The sequence below is a fragment of the Pseudomonas sp. SDO55104_S430 genome (assembly GCF_054070595.1).
Genome location: NZ_JBSVXG010000016.1, coordinates 1 through 21796 on the forward strand (window position 1 = coordinate 1; position 21796 = coordinate 21796).

19 protein-coding genes, 4 tRNA genes and 1 rRNA gene are annotated in these 21796 nt (G+C 55.1%); all 24 read left to right on the forward strand.

Annotation, left to right across the window (positions count from 1 at the left end):
• Nucleotides 1-193 precede the first annotated feature (193 nt).
• The 24 genes from rrf (at nt 194) to rplW (ending at nt 21787) form a co-directional block, all read left to right on the forward strand.
• Nucleotides 194-309: ribosomal RNA gene (gene rrf / locus ACW9JE_RS05165) — 5S ribosomal RNA — on the forward strand.
• Between the two features lie 135 nt (nt 310-444).
• Nucleotides 445-1404: a bifunctional biotin--[acetyl-CoA-carboxylase] ligase/biotin operon repressor BirA gene (gene birA, locus ACW9JE_RS05170; RefSeq protein ID WP_224535883.1), complete on the forward strand. Its 960-nt coding sequence runs from the start codon at nt 445-447 to the stop codon at nt 1402-1404.
• Nucleotides 1394-2143 (forward strand): pantothenate kinase, encoded by a 750-nt coding sequence (locus tag ACW9JE_RS05175; protein ID WP_457432153.1) that lies wholly within the window; start codon nt 1394-1396, stop codon nt 2141-2143. Before birA ends, ACW9JE_RS05175 begins: the two co-directional genes overlap by 11 nt.
• Nucleotides 2144-2150: 7 nt before the next feature.
• Nucleotides 2151-2591 carry a hypothetical protein gene (locus ACW9JE_RS05180; protein ID WP_457432154.1) on the forward strand — a complete coding sequence of 147 codons (441 nt, stop codon included), beginning with the start codon at nt 2151-2153 and terminating at the stop codon, nt 2589-2591.
• 142 nt (nt 2592-2733) lie between these two features.
• Nucleotides 2734-2818: transfer RNA gene (locus ACW9JE_RS05185), tRNA-Tyr, on the forward strand.
• A 23-nt stretch (nt 2819-2841) separates the two neighbouring features.
• Nucleotides 2842-2915, forward strand: a tRNA-Gly gene (locus tag ACW9JE_RS05190).
• 26 nt (nt 2916-2941) lie between these two features.
• Nucleotides 2942-3017: transfer RNA gene (locus tag ACW9JE_RS05195), tRNA-Thr, on the forward strand.
• A gap of 167 nt (nt 3018-3184) precedes the next feature.
• A tRNA-Trp gene (locus ACW9JE_RS05200) sits at nt 3185-3260 on the forward strand.
• A 45-nt stretch (nt 3261-3305) separates the two neighbouring features.
• Nucleotides 3306-3674 carry a preprotein translocase subunit SecE gene (secE, locus tag ACW9JE_RS05205; RefSeq protein ID WP_110965138.1) on the forward strand — a complete coding sequence of 123 codons (369 nt, stop codon included), beginning with the start codon at nt 3306-3308 and terminating at the stop codon, nt 3672-3674.
• Between the two features lie 9 nt (nt 3675-3683).
• Nucleotides 3684-4217 (forward strand): transcription termination/antitermination protein NusG, encoded by a 534-nt coding sequence (nusG, locus tag ACW9JE_RS05210; RefSeq protein WP_007957598.1) that lies wholly within the window; start codon nt 3684-3686, stop codon nt 4215-4217.
• A 117-nt stretch (nt 4218-4334) separates the two neighbouring features.
• Complete coding sequence (gene rplK, locus ACW9JE_RS05215) at nt 4335-4766, forward strand: 50S ribosomal protein L11 (RefSeq protein ID WP_007933726.1); 432 nt, start codon at nt 4335-4337, stop codon at nt 4764-4766.
• On the forward strand, nt 4766-5461 hold the full coding sequence (rplA, locus tag ACW9JE_RS05220; RefSeq protein WP_224535888.1) for a 50S ribosomal protein L1: 696 nt from the start codon (nt 4766-4768) through the stop codon (nt 5459-5461). The genes rplK and rplA overlap by 1 nt, the downstream gene beginning before the upstream one ends.
• Nucleotides 5462-5659: 198 nt before the next feature.
• On the forward strand, nt 5660-6160 hold the full coding sequence (gene rplJ / locus ACW9JE_RS05225) for a 50S ribosomal protein L10 (RefSeq protein WP_175377080.1): 501 nt from the start codon (nt 5660-5662) through the stop codon (nt 6158-6160).
• Between the two features lie 78 nt (nt 6161-6238).
• Nucleotides 6239-6604, forward strand: a complete 366-nt coding sequence (gene rplL, locus ACW9JE_RS05230) for a 50S ribosomal protein L7/L12 (protein ID WP_007957596.1) — start codon at nt 6239-6241, stop codon at nt 6602-6604.
• A gap of 218 nt (nt 6605-6822) precedes the next feature.
• The gene (rpoB, locus tag ACW9JE_RS05235; RefSeq protein WP_175377081.1) at nt 6823-10896 is read left to right on the forward strand and encodes a DNA-directed RNA polymerase subunit beta; all 4074 of its coding nucleotides are present in this window, start codon (nt 6823-6825) and stop codon (nt 10894-10896) included.
• Between the two features lie 64 nt (nt 10897-10960).
• On the forward strand, nt 10961-15160 hold the full coding sequence (rpoC, locus tag ACW9JE_RS05240) for a DNA-directed RNA polymerase subunit beta' (protein WP_457432155.1): 4200 nt from the start codon (nt 10961-10963) through the stop codon (nt 15158-15160).
• 216 nt (nt 15161-15376) lie between these two features.
• Nucleotides 15377-15748, forward strand: coding sequence for a 30S ribosomal protein S12 (gene rpsL, locus ACW9JE_RS05245; protein ID WP_003186084.1), 372 nt, complete (start codon nt 15377-15379; stop codon nt 15746-15748).
• Nucleotides 15749-15857: 109 nt separating this feature from the next.
• Nucleotides 15858-16331, forward strand: coding sequence for a 30S ribosomal protein S7 (gene rpsG / locus ACW9JE_RS05250; RefSeq protein WP_027617685.1), 474 nt, complete (start codon nt 15858-15860; stop codon nt 16329-16331).
• A gap of 30 nt (nt 16332-16361) precedes the next feature.
• Nucleotides 16362-18467, forward strand: coding sequence for an elongation factor G (gene fusA, locus ACW9JE_RS05255; RefSeq protein WP_457432156.1), 2106 nt, complete (start codon nt 16362-16364; stop codon nt 18465-18467).
• A gap of 31 nt (nt 18468-18498) precedes the next feature.
• Nucleotides 18499-19692, forward strand: a complete 1194-nt coding sequence (tuf, locus tag ACW9JE_RS05260) for an elongation factor Tu (protein WP_010220303.1) — start codon at nt 18499-18501, stop codon at nt 19690-19692.
• A gap of 156 nt (nt 19693-19848) precedes the next feature.
• Nucleotides 19849-20160 (forward strand): 30S ribosomal protein S10, encoded by a 312-nt coding sequence (gene rpsJ / locus ACW9JE_RS05265; RefSeq protein WP_003186070.1) that lies wholly within the window; start codon nt 19849-19851, stop codon nt 20158-20160.
• A gap of 80 nt (nt 20161-20240) precedes the next feature.
• Nucleotides 20241-20876, forward strand: a complete 636-nt coding sequence (gene rplC / locus ACW9JE_RS05270) for a 50S ribosomal protein L3 (protein WP_085728002.1) — start codon at nt 20241-20243, stop codon at nt 20874-20876.
• Between the two features lie 12 nt (nt 20877-20888).
• Nucleotides 20889-21491, forward strand: a complete 603-nt coding sequence (gene rplD / locus ACW9JE_RS05275) for a 50S ribosomal protein L4 (RefSeq protein ID WP_080925911.1) — start codon at nt 20889-20891, stop codon at nt 21489-21491.
• Nucleotides 21488-21787 carry a 50S ribosomal protein L23 gene (gene rplW / locus ACW9JE_RS05280; RefSeq protein ID WP_002555488.1) on the forward strand — a complete coding sequence of 100 codons (300 nt, stop codon included), beginning with the start codon at nt 21488-21490 and terminating at the stop codon, nt 21785-21787. Before rplD ends, rplW begins: the two co-directional genes overlap by 4 nt.
• Nucleotides 21788-21796 lie beyond the last annotated feature (9 nt).

The following is a 21796-nucleotide window of genomic DNA, read 5'->3' on the forward strand; positions in this document are numbered from 1 at the left end:
TGAGCTAACCGATACTAATTGCCCGTGAGGCTTGACCATATAACACCCAAGCAATCTGCTACTCCGAGTTGAAAGACGAAAGAGACCAGATTGCGGTGGTGAAGACGAAACGAACCGAAAGTTCGAGAGCAACCCACAAACATCACATACCCGATTCGCTGCAACGTCGAAAGACGCTACAGCTCAAGAATTTCTTGACGACCATAGAGCATTGGAACCACCTGATCCCATCCCGAACTCAGCAGTGAAACGATGCATCGCCGATGGTAGTGTGGGGTTTCCCCATGTGAGAGTAGGTCATCGTCAAGATTAAATTCCGAAACCCCAATTGCGAAAGCAGTTGGGGTTTTGTTTTTGCGCGCGGAAAAGTTCGTTGCGCCACATTTCTATGCAATAGCTCCGAGCGTGGCTATCATGCGGGCCTCATGGTGAGGCGAGACTTGCATGCTGACGTTGTTAAAGCTTCTTAAGGATGGTCGATTTCACTCGGGTCAAGCTCTGGGTTCTGCCTTGGGTGTCAGTCGCAGTGCTGTATGGAAGCAGCTTCAACAGCTAGAGGCTGAGCTGGGGCTGACCATTCACAAAGTGCGAGGGCGTGGCTATCAATTGTCTGCGCCGCTGACGCTACTTGATTCTGCAGAAATCAAGAAAATGCCGCCGTACCGCGATTGGCCTGTGCTGGTCTTCGACTCAATCGATTCCACGAACGCTGAAGCCCTGCGGGCGATCGAGCGGCTTCAGCCTGCGCCATTTCTGGTGCTCGCTGAGCGGCAGACAGCTGGGCGCGGACGGCGTGGTCGGAAGTGGGTAAGTCCGTTCGCGGAAAACGTCTACTACAGCCTGGTGCTTCGTATTGATGGTGGGATGCGCCAGCTGGAAGGCCTGAGCCTCGTTGTTGGGCTCGCCGTTATGCATTCTCTGCGTGAGCTTGGTGTTCCTGGTGTGGGCTTGAAGTGGCCTAACGATGTCTTGGTCGGCCAGAAAAAAATTGCAGGGATATTGCTTGAGTTGGTTGGCGATCCTGCTGATGTGTGTCACGTGGTGCTGGGTGTCGGTATAAATGTGAACATGCAGATGACTGATGAGGTTGATCAGCAGTGGACCTCTATGCGCTTGGAAGCCAGCAGGGCCTTCGATCGTAATCGTTTGGTTGCGGAGCTGGGGGGGATGCTTCAGAAATACCTCGAACGGCATCGGGTTGGCGGTTTTGCAGCAGTCCAGGCTGAGTGGGAGCAAAACCATCTATGGCAGGGGCGCGCGGTGTCGCTAATCGCGGGTGCCAACCAGATCGATGGTGAAGTATTAGGTATCGATAGTCAGGGCGCCTTGCGTCTGAAGGTGGGTGGTGTGGAAAAGGTCTTCAGTGGCGGCGAGCTCAGCTTGAGGTTGCGCAATGATTCTTGAGCTTGACTGTGGAAACAGCTTTATCAAGTGGCGTGTACTCGGCGCGAATGCCTGCCTGCTGGTGGGGGAGGGTGTTGCCGATTCTGATCATGCGTTGATTGACGGTTTGAATGCGCTGGATGGGTTGTCCTTGAAGTTTTGTCGGCTGGTGAGTGTCCGCACTGCCGAGGAAACCGGTGTGTTGATCGCATTATTGAAGACATCCTTTGATGTTTCGGTGGTTTGTGCCACTCCGGCGCAGGAAATGTCCGGCGTTCGCAATGGTTACGAAGAATTTGAGCGGTTGGGACTTGATCGCTGGCTCGCCTTGTTGGGGGGGTATCACCTGGCTGCGGGCGCGTGCCTTGTATTGGATTTTGGTACGGCAGTTACAGCGGATTTCGTTGCTGCGGATGGCGAGCATCTTGGTGGGTTCATTTGTCCGGGGATGCCGTTGATGCGTAACCAGCTCCGTACCCATACCCGGAAAATTCGCTATGGCGACGCTGCGGCTGAACGTGCGTTGGAGAACCTTATCCCGGGGCGTACGACGGTTGAGGCGGTCGAGCGCGGTTGTCTGCTGATGTTGCGAGGTTTCGTTCTCACTCAGCTTGAATTGGCGCGCGACTATTGGGGGCAAGACTTCACGGTCTTTCTTACGGGTGGGGATGCAGTCCAGGTCTCGGAGATGGTGCCGCAGGCCAAGGTGGTTCCGGATCTGGTATTTGTTGGTTTGGCCATGGCTTGTCCCTTGCCCTGAGGTCTTTATGCGCTGGTTGTTTTTACTGCTGCTTGTTCTGAACGTCTTTTACTACATCTGGCATCAGCAAGAGGCTCCTTTGCGGGCAAAGGACGTAACGCCTCTGAGTTTATATAAAGGAGGGCAGCAGGATATTCGGCTTTTGAGTGAGGCGCCTGACGCAGCCAGGGACAAGGGCAAGGTGGTTCAGGCTGATGGCGGTTGTCTCTACTTGGGTGGTTTTGCTCGGCAGGACGTAGCTCAGGGGCTTGAGCGCAGGTTGACGGGTATGGAAGTCAAGTTTCAAAGTTTGCCCAGGGCGAGCTCGGAAAACGCGTCGTACTGGGTGCGTGTTGCCCCGGAAAGCAGGCGTTGGCTGGATGACCTGCAGCTGATAAACCTTTCTAAAGAATTCAATGAGTTAAAACATAAAATAATGCCTTGCGAGGGGGTTGCGCCTTCCGAATAGTTTGCATAGAATGGCGCCCGCTCCACAGCGAAGACCTAAAGCGGTAAGCGATGTGAAGCGAAGTCAAAGCAGCTAACCTCAAGATTTTAATGAGAAAATGCTTGACAGAAGGCTGGCATAGTATAGAATGCCGGCTCGCTTAGGAGGGGTTCCCGAGCGGCCAAAGGGATCAGACTGTAAATCTGACGTCTACGACTTCGAAGGTTCGAATCCTTCCCCCTCCACCATTTTAGCGAGAGCTGCAAGCCTCGCGGGTATAGTTTAGTGGTAGAACCTCAGCCTTCCAAGCTGATGATGCGGGTTCGATTCCCGCTACCCGCTCCAAGTTTGCAGGTTTTGCATAGTGTTACGCTCTTGTAGCTCAGTTGGTAGAGCACACCCTTGGTAAGGGTGAGGTCAGCGGTTCAAATCCGCTCAAGAGCTCCATATAACAAGGCAGATATGAAAATATCTGCCTTTGTTTTAATGGCCTGCAGTGGTTGTGTTGGGTTTGGTGGTGTTGTATTGCTGGCTTCCTGTCTAGACCGGGTCATTGATTAAGCTGTTGTAAAGTCTCCTTCAGGTCAGCATAATGGTCGGCCTGATTTTGTTTTAGGTCAGTAGCTCAATTGGCAGAGCGACGGTCTCCAAAACCGTAGGTTGGGGGTTCGATTCCCTCCTGACCTGCCAGATTCACCAGGTGTGTCTGGCTTTCTTTTCACAGGATCTTCATAGATGACTCCTAAAGCTGAAGCTCAAGGCTCTCGCTTCGATCTGCTCAAGTGGCTAGTGGTAGTCGCTTTGGTGGTTGTTGGCGTTGTTGGCAATCAGTACTTCTCTGCTTCGCCGATCCTGTACCGTGTGCTTGCTTTGCTCGTGATTGCTGCTGTGGCTGCGTTTGTGGGTCTGCAGACAGTCAAGGGTAAGTCTTTCTTTGTTCTGGTGAAGGAAGCGCGCACCGAAATTCGTAAAGTCGTATGGCCAACTCGTCAGGAAACCACTCAGACCACGTTGATAGTTGTGGCTGTTGTTCTGGTTATGGCGTTGCTGTTGTGGGGTCTTGATTCCCTGCTCGGCTGGCTTGTTTCCTTGATTGTCGGTTAAGGGTGTCCCGTGGCTAAGCGTTGGTATGTTGTTCATGCTTACTCGGGTTACGAGAAGCACGTAATGCGTTCGTTGATCGAGCGTGTAAAGCTGGCTGGCATGGAAGATGGCTTCGGCGAAATTCTGGTCCCCACTGAAGAAGTGGTTGAGATGCGGAATGGTCAGAAGCGCAAAAGCGAGCGCAAATTCTTTCCAGGCTATGTGCTGGTCCAGATGGATATGAATGAGGGTACTTGGCACTTGGTCAAGGATACTCCTCGTGTCATGGGTTTCATCGGTGGAACTGCTGATAAGCCTGCGCCGATTACCGACAAAGAAGCGGAAGCAATTCTGCGTCGCGTGGCTGATGGTAGCGATAAGCCGAAGCCTAAGACTCTGTTTGAGCCGGGTGAGACTGTTCGTGTCAATGACGGTCCGTTCGCTGACTTTAACGGCGTTGTTGAAGAAGTTAACTACGAAAAGAGCCGTATCCAAGTGGCAGTGCTCATTTTCGGTCGCTCTACTCCGGTAGAGTTGGAGTTCAGCCAGGTCGAAAAGGTCTAGTTGAGCAAGCATCCCAACCCCGCAGCCGTAGGCTGTGGGGTTTTGTCGTCACTGGGATAAACGCGCAAGCAACCGGGGAGCCTTTCGAGGCGTTTGAACCCGTAATTGGAGTGCCTCATGGCCAAGAAGATTACCGCTTACATCAAGCTGCAAGTGAAGGCCGCTCAGGCTAACCCAAGCCCACCTGTTGGTCCTGCTCTGGGTCAGCACGGCGTGAACATTATGGAGTTCTGCAAGGCTTTCAACGCCCGTACTCAGGGTCTTGAGCCAGGTCTGCCGACTCCAGTGATCATCACTGTTTACAGCGACCGTAGCTTCACATTCGAAACCAAATCCACCCCTGCTTCGGTTCTGCTGAAGAAGGCGGCAGGTCTGACCAGCGGTTCCGCTCGTCCGAACACCGTTAAGGTTGGCACCGTAACTCGTGCTCAGCTGGAAGAAATCGCGAAAACCAAAAACGCGGATCTGACTGCAGCTGATATGGAAGCAGCCGTGCGTACTATCGCCGGTTCTGCTCGTAGCATGGGCCTTAACGTGGAGGGTGTGTAATGGCTAAGCTGACCAAGCGTCAAAAGGCTATCGCCGGCAAAATCGAAGCAGGCAAGTCCTACAACATTGTAGACGCCGCTGCACTGCTGGCCGAGCTGTCGACTGTCAAGTTCAGCGAGTCGTTCGACGTTGCTGTAAACCTGGGTGTTGACCCACGTAAATCCGACCAGGTCGTTCGTAGCGCTACCGTGCTGCCGCACGGCACTGGCAAGACCGTTCGCGTTGCTGTGTTCACCCAGGGTCCAGCTGCTGAGGCCGCTCTGGCTGCCGGCGCTGACCGTGTAGGTATGGACGAACTGGCTGCCGAAATGAAAGGCGGCGACCTGAACTATGACGTAGTGATTGCATCTCCTGATGCAATGCGCGTTGTAGGTCAGTTGGGTCAGATCCTCGGTCCACGTGGTCTGATGCCTAACCCTAAAGTCGGCACCGTAACTCCAGACGTAGCTACCGCGGTTAAAAACGCCAAGGCTGGTCAGGTTCGTTATCGCACCGACAAAAACGGCATCATCCACACTTCCGTTGGCAAGATCGGCTTCGATGCCGTCAAGCTGAAGGAAAACGTTGAAGCCCTGATCGCTGACCTGAAGCGTATCAAGCCAGCTTCTTCGAAAGGTATCTACGTCAAGCGCGTAACCCTGAGCACCACTATGGGCCCAGGTCTGGTCATCGATCAGAGCTCGCTGGACGCGTAAGACGCGAATTGGCGCAAGAGATTGCGCCAATTGAAAAATTGGGGTCCCTGCCTGGCGGGGGCTGTCCAAGACCGTAGGCGACGAAAGTCTTAAACCACAAGCCTACGCAGATGGTGCTCCCGGTTCCTTACCGAATCAGACACCAAAACGACATCCGGTTTCGACTGGATGAAACGGTAACAAGCAGGAGTTAAACCCGTGGCAATTAAACTCGAAGACAAGAAGGCCATCGTCGCTGAAGTCAACGAGGCTGCCAAAGTCGCTCTGTCCGCTGTCGTGGCCGATGCCCGTGGCGTAACAGTAGGCGCAATGACCGGACTCCGTAAAGAGGCTCGTGAAGCTGGCGTTTACGTACGTGTCGTACGTAACACCCTGCTCAAGCGCGCTGTTGATGGCACTGAGTTCAGTGTTCTCAACGACGTGTTCACCGGCCCTACCCTGATCGCTTTCTCCAACGAACACCCGGGCGCTGCTGCTCGTCTGTTCAAAGAGTTCGCCAAGGGTCAGGACAAGTTCGAGATCAAGGCAGCTGCGTTTGATGGCAAGTTCCTTGCCGCTAACCAGATCGACGTGTTGGCTACTTTGCCGACCCGCGACGAAGCTATTGCGAAACTGATGAGCGTGATCCAAGGCGCTACCAGCAAGCTGGCTCGTACCCTGGCAGCCGTTCGCGACCAGAAAGAAGCTGCTGCAGCCTAAGGCGCAGTCGAATCTTTCAAAATCATATGTTTAATTTGATGGCTGCGTAGGCTGTCACCCCAATACAGGATTCAAGTCATGTCTCTGACTAACGAACAAATCATCGAAGCAATCGGCCAGAAAACCGTTCTGGAAGTTGTTGAGCTGATCAAAGCAATGGAAGAAACCTTCGGCGTGACCGCTGCTGTTGCTGCTGCTGGTCCAGCTGCTGCTGCCGCTGTTGTTGAAGAGCAAACCGAGTTCAACGTTGTTCTGGTTGAAGCCGGCGAGAAGAAAGTAAACGTGATCAAGGCAGTTCGTGAACTGACCGGTCTGGGCCTGAAAGAAGCCAAAGAGAAAGTCGACGGCGCTCCTCAGGTTGTAGCTGAAGGCGTTTCGAAAGAAGCTGCTGAAGACGCTAAGAAGAAGCTGGAAGAAGCAGGCGCTAAAGTCGAGCTGAAGTAAGCATCGACTTTGCTCCTCCAGCCCGAGCGTCAAGCGAAAGGCTGATGGCTGGTGGCTTTTGCCACCGGCCTTTTTCCGTTATTGGCGCTCGACTGGGTCGGCGCCTATAACGAGCTGTACCACCCGATGCGGTGGCGCAAACCATGGGGTTTGCACGATTTTCTGGCTACTCCCGTCGGGAGGGCCAAACAAGCAGGTGACCAAGCTGGGGAACGCTGATGGCTTACTCATACACTGAGAAAAAACGTATCCGCAAGGACTTTAGCAAGTTGCCGGACGTCATGGATGTGCCTTACCTCCTGGCCATCCAGCTGGATTCGTATCGTGAATTCTTGCAAGCGGGAGCGACTAAAGATCAGTTCCGCGACGTGGGCCTGCATGCGGCCTTCAAATCCGTTTTCCCGATCATCAGCTACTCCGGCAATGCTGCGCTGGAGTACGTCGGTTATCGTCTGGGCGAACCGGCATTTGATGTCAAAGAATGCGTATTGCGCGGTGTAACTTACGCCGTACCTTTGCGGGTAAAAGTGCGCCTGATCATTTTCGACAAAGAATCGTCGAACAAAGCGATCAAGGACATCAAAGAGCAAGAAGTCTACATGGGTGAAATCCCCCTGATGACTGAAAACGGTACCTTCGTAATCAACGGTACCGAGCGTGTGATCGTTTCCCAGCTGCACCGTTCTCCGGGTGTGTTCTTCGACCACGACCGTGGCAAGACGCACAGCTCCGGTAAGCTGCTGTACTCCGCGCGCATCATTCCTTACCGCGGTTCGTGGCTGGACTTCGAGTTCGACCCGAAAGACTGCGTATTCGTGCGTATCGACCGTCGTCGCAAGCTGCCTGCATCGGTATTGCTGCGCGCGCTCGGCTACACCACTGAAGAAGTGCTGGACGCGTTCTACACCACCAACGTATTCCACCTGAGCGGCGAAACGCTCAGCCTGGAGCTGGTGCCTTCCCGCCTGCGTGGCGAAGTTGCTGTTCTGGACATCCAGGATGCCAGCGGCAAAGTCATCGTTGAGCAGGGTCGTCGTATTACCGCGCGCCACATCAACCAGATCGAAAAAGCCGGCATCAAGATGCTGGACGTGCCTCTGGACTACGTCCTGGGTCGTACTACCGCCAAGGCGATCGTGCACCCGGCAACCGGCGAAATCCTGGCTGAGTGCAATACCGAGCTGAGCACCGAGATCCTGGCAAAAATCGCCAAGGCTCAGGTCGTTCGCGTCGAGACGCTGTACACCAACGACATCGACTGCGGTCCGTTCATCTCCGATACGCTGAAGATCGACTCCACCAGCAACCAATTGGAAGCGCTGGTCGAGATCTATCGCATGATGCGTCCAGGCGAGCCGCCAACCAAAGACGCTGCCGAAACCCTGTTCAACAACCTGTTCTTCAGTCCTGAGCGCTATGACCTGTCCGCGGTCGGCCGGATGAAGTTCAACCGTCGTATCGGTCGTACCGAAATCGAAGGTTCGGGCGTGCTGTGCAAGGAAGACATCGTCGCGGTACTGAAGACTCTGGTCGACATCCGTAACGGTAAAGGCATCGTCGATGACATCGACCACCTGGGTAACCGTCGTGTTCGCTGTGTGGGCGAGATGGCCGAGAACCAGTTCCGCGTTGGCCTGGTGCGTGTTGAGCGTGCGGTCAAAGAGCGTCTGTCGATGGCAGAAAGCGAAGGCCTGATGCCGCAAGACCTGATCAATGCCAAGCCAGTGGCTGCGGCGGTCAAAGAGTTCTTCGGTTCCAGCCAGCTGTCCCAGTTCATGGACCAGAACAACCCGCTGTCCGAGATTACCCACAAGCGTCGTGTTTCCGCACTCGGCCCAGGTGGTTTGACTCGTGAGCGCGCCGGCTTTGAAGTTCGTGACGTACACCCGACTCACTACGGTCGCGTATGCCCGATTGAAACGCCGGAAGGTCCGAACATCGGTCTGATCAACTCGCTGGCTGCGTATGCGCGCACCAACCAGTACGGCTTCCTCGAGAGCCCGTACCGCGTGGTGAAAGACGCTCTGGTCACTGACGACATCGTATTCCTGTCCGCCATCGAAGAAGCTGATCACGTGATCGCTCAGGCTTCGGCCACGATGAACGAGAAGAAGTACCTGGTCGATGAGCTGGTAGCCGTTCGTCACCTGAACGAGTTCACCGTCAAGGCGCCAGAAGACGTCACCTTGATGGACGTATCGCCGAAGCAGGTAGTCTCGGTTGCAGCGTCGCTGATCCCGTTCCTCGAGCACGACGACGCCAACCGTGCGTTGATGGGTTCGAACATGCAGCGTCAAGCTGTGCCAACCCTGCGTGCTGACAAGCCGCTGGTAGGTACCGGTATGGAGCGTAACGTGGCTCGCGACTCCGGCGTTTGCGTCGTGGCTCGTCGTGGCGGCGTGATCGACTCTGTCGACGCCAGCCGTATTGTTGTTCGTGTTGCAGATGACGAAGTTGAAACCGGTGAAGCCGGTGTGGACATCTACAACCTGACCAAATACACCCGCTCCAACCAGAACACCTGCATCAACCAGCGTCCGCTGGTGCGTAAAGGTGATCGGGTTCAGCGCAGCGACATCATGGCCGACGGTCCGTCCACCGACATGGGTGAACTGGCTCTGGGTCAGAACATGCGCATCGCGTTCATGGCATGGAACGGCTTCAACTTCGAAGACTCCATCTGCCTGTCCGAGCGTGTGGTTCAGGAAGACCGTTTCACCACGATCCACATTCAGGAACTGACCTGTGTGGCGCGTGACACCAAGCTTGGCCCAGAGGAAATCACTGCGGACATCCCGAACGTGGGTGAGGCTGCACTGAACAAGCTGGACGAAGCCGGTATCGTTTACGTTGGCGCCGAAGTTGGCCCGGGCGACATCCTGGTTGGTAAGGTCACTCCGAAAGGCGAGACCCAACTGACTCCGGAAGAAAAACTGCTGCGCGCGATCTTCGGTGAGAAGGCCAGCGACGTTAAAGACACTTCCCTGCGCGTGCCAACCGGTACCAAGGGTACTGTCATCGACGTTCAGGTCTTCACCCGCGATGGCGTTGAGCGCGACAGCCGTGCCCTGTCCATCGAGAAGAGCCAGCTCGACGAGATCCGCAAGGACCTGAACGAAGAGTTCCGTATCGTTGAAGGCGCTACCTTCGAACGTCTGCGTTCCGCTCTGGTCGGCCACGTAGCCGAAGGCGGCGCGGGTCTGAAGAAAGGTCAGGTCATCTCTGATGAAGTCCTCGACGGTCTTGAGCATGGTCAGTGGTTCAAACTGCGCATGGCTGAAGATGCTCTGAACGAGCAGCTCGAGAAGGCTCAGGCCTACATCGTTGATCGCCGCCGTCTGCTGGACGACAAGTTCGAAGACAAGAAGCGCAAACTGCAGCAGGGCGATGACCTGGCTCCAGGCGTGCTGAAAATCGTCAAGGTGTACCTGGCAATCCGTCGTCGCATCCAGCCGGGCGACAAGATGGCCGGTCGTCACGGTAACAAGGGTGTGGTCTCCGTGATCATGCCGGTTGAAGACATGCCGCACGATGCCAACGGCACACCGGTCGATGTGGTCCTCAACCCGTTGGGCGTACCTTCGCGTATGAACGTTGGTCAGATTCTCGAAACCCACCTGGGCCTGGCGGCCAAAGGTCTGGGCGAGAAGATCAACCGCATGGTCGAAGAGCAGCGTAAGGTCGCTGAACTGCGCACCTTCCTGGATGAGATCTACAACCAGATCGGTGGTCGTAACGAAGCGCTGGATACGTTCTCCGACCAGGAAATTCTGGATCTGGCTCAGAACCTGCGCAACGGCGTTCCTATGGCCACTCCGGTATTCGACGGTGCCAAGGAAGTTGAAATCAAGGCCATGCTGAAACTGGCTGATCTGCCAGAAAGCGGCCAGATGCAACTGACCGACGGCCGTACCGGCAACAAGTTCGAGCGCCCGGTTACCGTTGGCTACATGTACATGCTGAAGCTGAACCACTTGGTAGACGACAAGATGCACGCGCGTTCTACCGGTTCGTACAGCCTGGTTACCCAGCAGCCGCTGGGTGGTAAGGCGCAGTTCGGTGGTCAGCGTTTCGGGGAGATGGAGGTCTGGGCACTGGAAGCATACGGTGCTGCATACACTCTGCAAGAAATGCTCACAGTGAAGTCGGACGATGTGAACGGTCGGACCAAGATGTACAAAAACATCGTGGACGGCGATCACCGTATGGAGCCGGGCATGCCCGAGTCCTTCAACGTGTTGATCAAAGAAATTCGTTCCCTCGGCATCGATATCGATCTGGAAACCGAATAACACGTGACGCGAATCGAGAGCGGGGCAGGATTGCCCGCTCTCTGCTCCGCCAGGAGGAAAGGCCTTGAAAGACCTACTGAATTTGCTGAAAAACCAGGGTCAAGTCGAAGAGTTCGATGCCATCCGTATCGGATTGGCATCGCCTGAGATGATCCGTTCGTGGTCGTTCGGTGAAGTTAAAAAGCCGGAAACCATCAACTACCGTACGTTCAAGCCTGAGCGTGACGGTCTGTTCTGCGCCAAGATCTTTGGCCCGGTAAAGGATTACGAGTGCCTGTGCGGTAAGTACAAGCGCTTGAAGCACCGCGGTGTGATCTGCGAGAAGTGCGGCGTTGAAGTTGCACTGGCAAAAGTTCGTCGTGAGCGCATGGCGCACATTGAACTGGCATCGCCGGTTGCCCACATCTGGTTCCTGAAGTCGCTGCCGTCCCGTATCGGCTTGCTGATGGACATGACCCTGCGTGATATCGAGCGCGTTCTCTACTTCGAGAGCTACGTCGTTATCGATCCAGGCATGACCACCCTTGAAAAAGGTCAGCTGCTGAACGACGAGCAGTACTTCGAAGCCCTCGAAGAATTCGGTGACGATTTCGATGCCCGCATGGGTGCCGAAGCTGTCCGCGAACTGCTGCACGCTATCGATCTGGAACACGAGATTGGCCGTCTGCGTGAAGAAATTCCGCAAACCAACTCCGAAACCAAAATCAAGAAGCTGTCCAAGCGTCTGAAGTTGATGGAAGCCTTCCAGGGTTCCGGCAACCTGCCAGAGTGGATGGTGTTGACCGTTCTGCCGGTTCTGCCGCCAGATCTGCGTCCACTGGTCCCACTGGATGGCGGTCGTTTCGCGACTTCCGACCTCAACGATCTGTATCGTCGAGTGATCAACCGTAACAACCGCTTGAAGCGTCTGCTCGATCTGTCCGCTCCGGACATCATCGTGCGCAACGAAAAGCGTATGTTGCAGGAAGCTGTCGACGCACTGCTCGACAACGGTCGTCGTGGCCGCGCTATCACCGGTTCCAACAAGCGTCCTCTGAAATCCCTGGCTGACATGATCAAGGGTAAGCAAGGTCGTTTCCGTCAGAACCTGCTCGGTAAGCGTGTTGACTACTCCGGTCGTTCGGTAATTACCGTAGGTCCGACCCTGCGTCTGCACCAGTGCGGTCTGCCGAAGAAAATGGCTCTCGAGCTGTTCAAGCCGTTCATTTTCGGCAAGCTGGAAATGCGTGGTCTCGCAACCACCATCAAGGCCGCCAAAAAGATGGTCGAGCGCGAGCTGCCGGAAGTTTGGGACGTTCTTGCTGAAGTGATTCGCGAACACCCGGTTCTGCTCAACCGTGCACCGACCCTTCACCGTCTGGGTATCCAGGCGTTTGAACCGGTACTGATCGAAGGTAAGGCTATCCAGCTGCACCCGCTGGTCTGTGCTGCGTACAACGCCGACTTCGACGGCGACCAAATGGCCGTGCACGTACCGCTGACACTGGAAGCCCAGCTGGAAGCGCGTGCGTTGATGATGTCGACCAACAACATTCTGTCGCCAGCCAACGGTGAGCCGATCATCGTTCCGTCGCAGGACGTTGTATTGGGTCTGTACTACATGACTCGTGAAGCGATCAACGCCAAGGGCGAAGGTCGTGTGTTCGCGGATCTGCAGGAAGTTGACCGTGTATTCCGCGCCGGCGAAGCCGCGCTGCACGCGAAAATCAAAGTGCGGATCAACGAAACAGTCAACGATCGTGATGGCGGCAGTGTGACCGGCACCCGTATTGTCGACACCACTGTCGGCCGTGCACTGCTGTTCCAGGTTGTGCCAAAAGGTCTGTCCTTCGACGTCGTCAACCTGCCGATGAAGAAAAAAGCGATCTCCAAGCTGATCAACCAGTGCTACCGCGTGGTTGGTCTGAAAGAGACCGTGATCTTCGCTGACCAGTTGATGTACACCGGTTTTGCCTATTCGACCATTTCCGGCGTTTCCATCGGCGTTAACGACTTCGTTATCCCGGATGAAAAAGCCCGCATCATCGGTACTGCTACCGACGAAGTGAAGGAAATCGAAAGCCAGTACGCTTCCGGCCTGGTAACCCAGGGTGAGAAGTACAACAAGGTTATCGACCTCTGGTCCAAGGCGAACGACGAAGTTTCCAAGGCGATGATGGCCAACCTCTCGAAAGAGAAAGTCATCGACCGTCACGGTGACGAAGTCGATCAGGAATCCTTCAACTCGATGTACATGATGGCCGACTCGGGTGCACGGGGTTCTGCTGCGCAGATCCGTCAGCTCGCCGGTATGCGTGGTCTGATGGCCAAGCCGGACGGTTCCATCATTGAGACGCCGATTACTGCGAACTTCCGTGAAGGTTTGAGCGTACTTCAGTACTTCATCTCCACTCACGGTGCTCGTAAGGGTCTGGCGGATACCGCTTTGAAGACTGCGAACTCCGGTTACCTGACTCGTCGTCTGGTAGACGTGGCGCAGGATCTGGTTGTAACCGAGATCGATTGCGGCACCGAGCAAGGCTTGCTGATGACGCCGCACATTGAAGGCGGTGACGTTGTCGAGCCGTTGGGTGAACGCGTATTGGGTCGTGTCATCGCCCGTGACGTATTCAAGCCGGGTACCGAGGACGTTATCGTTCCTGCCGGCACCCTGGTCGACGAGAAGTGGGTCGAGTTCATCGAGCTGAACAGCATCGACGAAGTGATCGTGCGTTCGCCGATCAGCTGCGAAACTCGCTATGGCATTTGCGCCAAGTGCTATGGCCGTGACCTGGCTCGTGGTCACCAGGTGAACATCGGTGAATCGGTCGGCGTTATCGCTGCCCAGTCCATCGGTGAGCCGGGTACGCAGTTGACCATGCGTACGTTCCACATCGGTGGTGCGGCAAGCCGGACCTCCGCAGCCGACAGCGTTCAGGTGAAAAATGGCGGTACTGTCCGTCTGCACAACCTGAAACACGTTGAGCGTGTCGACGGTCACCTGGTTGCCGTGTCCCGTTCCGGTGAACTGGCGATCGCTGATGACTTCGGTCGTGAGCGTGAGCGTTACAAGCTGCCGTACGGTGCCGTGATTTCGGTTAAAGAGGGTGACAAGGTCGACGCTGGCGCCATCGTGGCCAAGTGGGATCCGCACACTCACCCGATCGTTACCGAAATGAAAGGTACCGTGACCTACGTGGGCATGGAAGAAGGCATCACGATCAAGCGTCAGACTGACGAATTGACCGGTATGACCAATATTGAAGTACTCGACGCCAAAGATCGTCCAGCTGCCGGCAAGGACATTCGTCCTGCCGTGAAGATGGTCGACGACAACGGCAAGGACCTTTTGCTGCCGGGCACTGACGTTATCGCTCAGTACTTCCTGCCAGCCAACGCCCTGGTCGGTGTAGCGGACGGCGCGAAGATTGCGATCGGTGATGTTATCGCTCGTATCCCGCAAGAGACCTCGAAGACTCGTGACATCACCGGTGGTCTGCCGCGTGTTGCCGACTTGTTCGAAGCCCGTCGTCCGAAGGAAGCGTCGATTCTGGCTGAAGTCAGCGGCACCATCGCGTTCGGTAAAGAAACCAAGGGCAAGCGCCGTTTGGTCATTACCCCGAACGACGGTAGCGATCCGTATGAAGAGCTGATTCCGAAGTGGCGTCACCTGAACGTCTTCGAAGGCGAGCAAGTGAACCGCGGCGAAGTTATCTCCGACGGTCCAAGCGATCCACACGACATCCTGCGTCTGTTGGGTGTGAGTGCGCTGGCCAAGTACATTGTGAACGAGATCCAGGACGTTTATCGCCTGCAAGGCGTGAAGATCAACGACAAGCACATCGAGACCATCCTGCGTCAGATGCTGCGGAAAGTTGAAATCGCTGAATCCGGCGATTCCAGCTTCATCAAGGGCGACCAGATGGAGTTGACTCACGTACTGGTAGAGAACGAACGCCTGGCTGCGGAAGACAAGTTCGTCTCCAAGTTCACTCGCGTACTTTTGGGTATCACCAAGGCCTCGTTGTCCACCGAATCGTTCATCTCGGCGGCTTCCTTCCAGGAAACCACCCGAGTACTGACCGAGGCGGCGGTGACCGGCAAGCGCGACTACCTGCGCGGCCTGAAAGAAAACGTAGTCGTGGGTCGTCTGATCCCGGCTGGTACCGGCCTGGCCTATCACAGCGAACGCAAGCGTCGCCGTGATGCAGACAAGCCGTTGCGCGTAAGCGCCAGTGAAGTGGAAGCTGCACTGACCGAAGCGCTGAACTCGAGCGGTAACTGAGTTCTGCGGTAATTGAGAGTAGGACCCTGACCACTCCGTTCATCGAATCCAGACAAATTGTCCAGGTTGGATGAGCGGGGAGGGCAGGGCCTTGCCTTGACTGGGGGCGGGATCCTCTTTAGACTCTTGTACCCCTAAATTTGGCGGGGATTCGTTCCCGTCATTTTGCTTTTCTTGCAAGACAATAGCGTCGCAAGACAACAGTGGAGCTAGTAGATGGCAACTATCAACCAGCTGGTACGTCAGCCGCGTAAGCGTATCGTCGAGAAATCCGACGTGCCTGCGCTGCAGAACTGCCCGCAACGTCGTGGTGTGTGCACCCGTGTGTACACCACCACGCCGAAAAAACCTAACTCGGCACTGCGTAAAGTATGCCGTGTGCGTCTGACCAACGGTTTCGAGGTTTCCTCGTACATCGGTGGTGAAGGCCACAACCTGCAAGAGCACAGCGTGGTACTGATCCGCGGCGGTCGTGTAAAAGACTTGCCAGGTGTTCGTTATCACACCGTTCGCGGCTCTTTGGATACTTCCGGCGTTAAAGGTCGTAACCAAGGTCGTTCGAAGTACGGTACCAAGCGTCCGAAGTAATCGGCCGCTCTGCAGTTATCTATTTTATTGAGTCGATAAGAGTAAGGTCGGGCACGCATCTCTCGAGATCTGTTCCGAACTAACCTGAAGACCGTTTGAGGGCTTATCAATGCCAAGACGTCGCGTAGCAGCAAAGCGTGAGATTCTGGACGATCCGAAATACGGAAGCCAAATCCTCGCCAAATTCATGAACCACGTTATGGAAAGCGGCAAGAAAGCCGTTGCCGAGCGTATCGTTTATGGTGCCCTGGAAACTGTTGCGGCTCGCAAGAACGGCACCGATCCCCTGGAACTCTTCGAAAAAGCACTCGACGCCATCGCTCCGCTGGTCGAAGTGAAGTCGCGCCGCGTTGGTGGTGCTACTTACCAGGTTCCGGTCGAAGTTCGCCCTTCGCGTCGTAACGCTCTGGCAATGCGCTGGTTGGTAGACTTCGCCCGCAAGCGCGGCGAGAAGTCCATGGCTCTGCGTTTGGCTGGCGAACTGCTGGATGCTGCTGAAGGCAAAGGTGCTGCAGTTAAGAAGCGTGAAGACGTGCACCGTATGGCCGAAGCCAACAAGGCTTTCTCGCACTACCGCTTCTAATTTTAGCTTCACTAATTTTGCGAGGGCTTTATGGCTCGTACTACTCCGATTAGCCGCTACCGTAACATCGGTATCGTCGCTCACGTGGATGCTGGTAAAACCACCACCACCGAGCGCGTCCTTTTTTACACCGGCAAAAGTCACAAAATGGGCGAGGTGCATGACGGCGCCGCGACCACAGACTGGATGGTGCAGGAGCAGGAGCGTGGTATTACCATTACTTCTGCTGCAATTACCGCCTTCTGGAAAGGTTCCGAGAAGCAGTACTCGCACGAGCATCGCTTCAACGTTATCGATACCCCGGGTCACGTAGACTTCACCATTGAAGTGGAGCGTTCCCTGCGCGTACTCGACGGCGCTGTCGTTGTGTTCTGTGGTACTTCGGGTGTTGAGCCTCAGTCGGAAACCGTATGGCGTCAAGCCAACAAATACGGCGTTCCTCGTCTTGTTTACGTAAATAAGATGGACCGTGCTGGTGCCAACTTCCTGCGCGTGATCGGTCAGATCAAGCAGCGTCTGGGTCACACTCCGGTGCCGATTCAGTTGGCCATCGGTTCCGAAGACAACTTCCAGGGTCAGATCGATCTGATCAACATGCAAGCTGTCTACTGGAATGACTCCGACAAGGGTATGGTTCCTGTTCGCAAGGACATCCCGGCTGAGCTGCAAGAGCTGGCTGAAGAGTGGCGCAACAACATGGTTGAAGCTGCTGCCGAAGCCAGCGAAGAGCTGATGAACAAGTACCTGGAAGGCGAAGAGCTGTCGATCGAAGAGATCAAGGCTGCTCTGCGTCAGCGTACTATCGCCGGTGAAATCGTTCTGGCTGTTTGCGGTTCTTCTTTCAAGAACAAGGGTGTTCCCCTGGTTCTCGACGCCGTTATCGACTTCCTGCCAGCTCCGACCGACATTCCTGCTATCAAGGGTTCCAACCCTGATAACGAGGAAGAGGAAATGGAGCGTCATGCGAACGATGAAGAGCCGTTCGCGGCACTGGCGTTCAAGATCGCTACCGACCCGTTCGTGGGTACTTTGACATTCGTCCGCGTTTACTCGGGTGTGTTGAACTCCGGCGACGGCGTAATCAACTCGGTCAAAGGCAAGAAAGAGCGCGTGGGTCGCATGGTGCAAATGCACGCAAACGCCCGTGAAGAGATCAAGGAAGTACGCGCTGGCGACATCGCGGCCCTGATCGGCATGAAGGACGTCACCACTGGTGAGACCCTCTGCAGCGCTGACAAGCCAATCATCCTGGTTCGTATGGACTTCCCGGAGCCGGTAATTTCGGTTGCCGTAGAGCCTAAGACCAAGGATGACCAGGAAAAAATGGGTATCGCACTGGGCAAACTTGCTCAGGAAGACCCGTCTTTCCGCGTCAAGACTGATGAAGAGACTGGTCAAACGATCATCTCTGGTATGGGTGAGTTGCACCTGGACATCCTGGTTGACCGGATGCGCCGTGAGTTCAACGTTGAAGCCAACATCGGTAAGCCTCAAGTTTCGTATCGTGAGCGCATCACGAAGAACTGCGAAATCGAAGGCAAGTTCGTTCGTCAATCCGGCGGTCGTGGCCAGTTCGGTCATTGCTGGATCCGTTTTGCCCCTGCTGACGAAGGTCAGGAAGGTCTGCAATTCGTGAACGAAGTAGTGGGTGGTGTGGTTCCTAAGGAATACATCCCGGCTATCCAGAAAGGTATCGAAGAGCAGATGAAAAACGGCGTTGTCGCCGGCTATCCGCTTATCGGCCTGAAGGCTACTGTGTTCGATGGTTCCTACCACGACGTCGACTCCAACGAGATGGCGTTCAAGGTGGCTGCTTCCATGGCGACCAAGCAACTGGCCCAGAAGGGCGGTGGTGAGTTGCTCGAGCCGATCATGGCGGTAGAGGTTGTTACGCCTGAAGACTATATGGGTGATGTGATGGGCGACCTTAACCGTCGCCGTGGCATGATCCAGGGTATGGAAGACACGGTCTCCGGCAAGGTAATTCGTGCCGAGGTACCGCTGGGTGAGATGTTCGGTTACGCGACCGACGTTCGTTCCATGTCCCAGGGTCGCGCAAGCTACTCTATGGAATTCAAAAAATACGATACAGCTCCGTCGCACATCGTCGAAACTGTAACCAAAAAACAAGGCTGATTCAGCCCCTTTAGGCTAGGAGTTAATTGTCGTGGCTAAAGAAAAATTTGATCGTTCCCTACCGCACGTAAACGTTGGCACCATCGGTCACGTTGACCACGGTAAAACCACTCTGACCGCTGCTCTGACTCGCGTCTGCTCCGAAGTTTTCGGTTCGGCCGTAGTTGAATTCGACAAGATCGACAGCGCTCCAGAAGAAAAAGCTCGCGGTATTACCATCAACACCGCGCACGTTGAGTACAACTCGAACATTCGTCACTACGCTCACGTTGACTGCCCAGGTCACGCTGACTATGTGAAGAACATGATCACCGGTGCTGCCCAGATGGACGGCGCGATCCTGGTTTGCTCGGCTGCCGATGGTCCGATGCCACAAACCCGTGAGCACATCCTGCTGTCCCGTCAGGTAGGCGTTCCGTACATCGTGGTTTTCCTGAACAAGGCTGACCTGGTAGACGACGCTGAGCTGCTGGAACTGGTTGAGATGGAAGTTCGCGACCTGCTGAGCACTTACGACTTCCCGGGTGATGACACTCCAATCATCATCGGTTCCGCTCGTATGGCGCTGGAAGGCAAAGACGACAACGAAATGGGCACTACCGCTGTTAAGAAGCTGGTAGAAACTCTGGACAGCTACATCCCAGAGCCAGAGCGTGCTATCGACAAGCCGTTCCTGATGCCAATCGAAGACGTATTCTCGATCTCCGGTCGTGGTACTGTTGTGACTGGTCGTATCGAGCGCGGTATCGTTCGCGTTCAAGACGCACTGGAAATCGTTGGTCTGCGTGACACCACCACCACCACCTGCACCGGTGTTGAAATGTTCCGCAAGCTGCTGGACGAAGGTCGTGCTGGCGAGAACTGCGGCGTTCTGCTGCGTGGTACCAAGCGTGACGACGTTGAGCGTGGTCAGGTTCTGGTTAAGCCAGGTTCGGTTAAGCCGCACACCAAGTTCACCGCAGAAGTTTACGTTCTGAGCAAAGAAGAAGGCGGTCGTCACACTCCGTTCTTCAAAGGCTACCGTCCACAGTTCTACTTCCGTACTACTGACGTGACCGGTAACTGCGAACTGCCAGAAGGCGTTGAAATGGTAATGCCAGGTGACAACATTCAGATGACTGTTACCCTGATCAAGACCATCGCAATGGAAGACGGTCTGCGCTTCGCTATCCGTGAAGGCGGCCGTACCGTTGGTGCTGGTGTTGTAGCTAAAATCATCGAGTAATCTCTTGTCGAGATAGCTTTGATGCTTTGAAAAAGCCCCCGCTCAGCGGGGGCTTTTTTATTGGGTTGACACCTATCTGGAGCGTCTATAGAATTGCGCCTCCTTTTAACGGGCGTATTGCGCCCGGTGGGAATAGCAGCCGGAGTCTGAAATCCAATGCAAAATCAGCAAATCCGTATCAGGTTGAAGGCTTTCGACCATCGCCTGATCGACCAATCAACCCAGGAAATCGTGGAAACCGCGAAACGTACTGGTGCTCAAGTGCGTGGTCCAATTCCATTGCCTACCCGTAAAGAGCGGTTCACCGTTCTGGTCTCCCCGCACGTCAACAAAGACGCGCGTGACCAGTACGAGATCCGTACTCATAAGCGCGTTCTGGACATCGTCCAGCCAACGGATAAAACCGTTGATGCTCTTATGAAGCTTGATCTTGCGGCCGGTGTGGAAGTGCAGATCAGCCTCGGCTAAGACTCGGTCTTGGTCGTGTAACGCTCTGAAATGGGCGGCCATAGCGGGTGAAAGCCCCGTACACTCATGAGGTTTACAACATGACTATTGGTGTAGTCGGTCGTAAATGCGGTATGACCCGTATTTTCACCGAAGAAGGTGTCTCCATTCCGGTCACGGTCATTGAGATCGAGCCGAATCGTGTCACCCAGTTCAAAACTGAAGAGACCGATGGCTATCGTGCAGTGCAAGTCACTGTCGGCGAGCGTCGTGCTTCGCGTGTAACAGCAGCTCAGGCTGGCCACTTCGCCAAGGCGAACGTTGCCGCTGGTCGTACCGTAATGGAATTCCGTCTTGAAGAAGGCGAGTACCAGGCCGGCGATCTGATCAAGGCCGAACTCTTTGCCGCTGGTCAACTGGTTGATGTAACCGGTCAGTCCAAAGGTAAAGGCTTCCAGGGTACGATCAAGCGTTGGAACTTCCGCGGGCAAGATAACACCCACGGTAACTCCGTATCCCACCGCGTTCCAGGCTCTATCGGCCAGTGCCAGACTCCTGGTCGTGTATTCAAGGGCAAGAAAATGTCCGGTCATATGGGCGCTGAGCGCGTGACCGTACAGTCCCTCGAAGTAGTGCGCGTGGACGCTGAACGCAATCTGTTGTTGGTCAAGGGCGCTGTTCCTGGCGCTACTGGCGGCAACGTGGTTGTACGTCCAGCAGCCAAGGCTCGCGGTTAAGGGGAAGCTGACATGCAATTAAATGTAAATGACGCTCAAGCGATCGAAGTTTCCGAACTGACATTTGGCGGCGAATTCAACGAGACGCTGGTTCACCAAGCAGTCGTGGCCTACATGGCTGGCGGCCGTCAGGGTAGCAAGCAGCAGAAAACCCGGTCCGACGTTTCCGGTGGCGGCAAGCGCCCATGGCGTCAGAAAGGTACTGGTCGTGCTCGTGCCGGTACTATCCGTAGCCCAATCTGGCGTGGCGGCGGTACCACTTTCGCAGCTCGTCCTCAGGATCACTCCCAAAAGCTGAACAAGAAAATGTATCGCGCTGCGCTGCGTTCGATTCTTGCTGAGCTGGTGCGTACTGATCGTCTGGTCGTGGTTCAGGATTTCGCTGTTGAAACTCCGAAAACCAAAGACCTGCTGGGCAAGCTGAACAACATGAGCCTGACCGACGTTTTGATCGTGTCGGACGCTGTTGATCAGAACCTGTACCTGGCTGCTCGTAACCTGCCACACGTCGACGTGCGTGATGTGCAAGGTTCCGATCCAGTTAGTCTGATCGCATACGACAAGGTGTTGATCACCGTGTCGGCCGTGAAGAAATTCGAGGAGCTGCTGGGATGAACCAGGAACGCGTATTTAAAGTTCTGCTTGGCCCGCACGTTTCCGAGAAGGCTACGGTTCTGGCAGACAAGAAAGGCCAGTTCGTTTTCAAGGTTGCTACTGACGCAACCAAGCTGGAAATCAAGAAGGCCGTCGAAAGCCTGTTCAGCGTGAAAGTAGAACGCGTTACTACCCTGAATGTTCTGGGTAAGAGCAAGCGTACTGCTCGCGGTCTGGGCAAGCGTAATGACTGGAAGAAGGCAGTTATCTCCCTTCAGCCAGGCCAAGATCTCGATTTCAGCAGCAGTGCTGAGTAAGGAAGGGGT

What these genes read in the sequence shown, in the direction of transcription:
- birA (WP_224535883.1), top strand. Translation starts at nt 445, where the DNA reads ATGCTGACGTTGTTAAAGCTTCTTAAGGATGGTCGATTTCACTCGGGT.
- ACW9JE_RS05175 (WP_457432153.1), top strand. Translation starts at nt 1,394, where the DNA reads ATGATTCTTGAGCTTGACTGTGGAAACAGCTTTATCAAGTGGCGTGTA.
- ACW9JE_RS05180 (WP_457432154.1), top strand. Translation starts at nt 2,151, where the DNA reads ATGCGCTGGTTGTTTTTACTGCTGCTTGTTCTGAACGTCTTTTACTAC.
- secE (WP_110965138.1), top strand. Translation starts at nt 3,306, where the DNA reads ATGACTCCTAAAGCTGAAGCTCAAGGCTCTCGCTTCGATCTGCTCAAG.
- rplK (WP_007933726.1), top strand. Translation starts at nt 4,335, where the DNA reads ATGGCCAAGAAGATTACCGCTTACATCAAGCTGCAAGTGAAGGCCGCT.
- rplA (WP_224535888.1), top strand. Translation starts at nt 4,766, where the DNA reads ATGGCTAAGCTGACCAAGCGTCAAAAGGCTATCGCCGGCAAAATCGAA.
- rplL (WP_007957596.1), top strand. Translation starts at nt 6,239, where the DNA reads ATGTCTCTGACTAACGAACAAATCATCGAAGCAATCGGCCAGAAAACC.
- rpoB (WP_175377081.1), top strand. Translation starts at nt 6,823, where the DNA reads ATGGCTTACTCATACACTGAGAAAAAACGTATCCGCAAGGACTTTAGC.
- rpsL (WP_003186084.1), top strand. Translation starts at nt 15,377, where the DNA reads ATGGCAACTATCAACCAGCTGGTACGTCAGCCGCGTAAGCGTATCGTC.
- rpsG (WP_027617685.1), top strand. Translation starts at nt 15,858, where the DNA reads ATGCCAAGACGTCGCGTAGCAGCAAAGCGTGAGATTCTGGACGATCCG.
- fusA (WP_457432156.1), top strand. Translation starts at nt 16,362, where the DNA reads ATGGCTCGTACTACTCCGATTAGCCGCTACCGTAACATCGGTATCGTC.
- rpsJ (WP_003186070.1), top strand. Translation starts at nt 19,849, where the DNA reads ATGCAAAATCAGCAAATCCGTATCAGGTTGAAGGCTTTCGACCATCGC.
- rplC (WP_085728002.1), top strand. Translation starts at nt 20,241, where the DNA reads ATGACTATTGGTGTAGTCGGTCGTAAATGCGGTATGACCCGTATTTTC.
- rplD (WP_080925911.1), top strand. Translation starts at nt 20,889, where the DNA reads ATGCAATTAAATGTAAATGACGCTCAAGCGATCGAAGTTTCCGAACTG.
- rplW (WP_002555488.1), top strand. Translation starts at nt 21,488, where the DNA reads ATGAACCAGGAACGCGTATTTAAAGTTCTGCTTGGCCCGCACGTTTCC.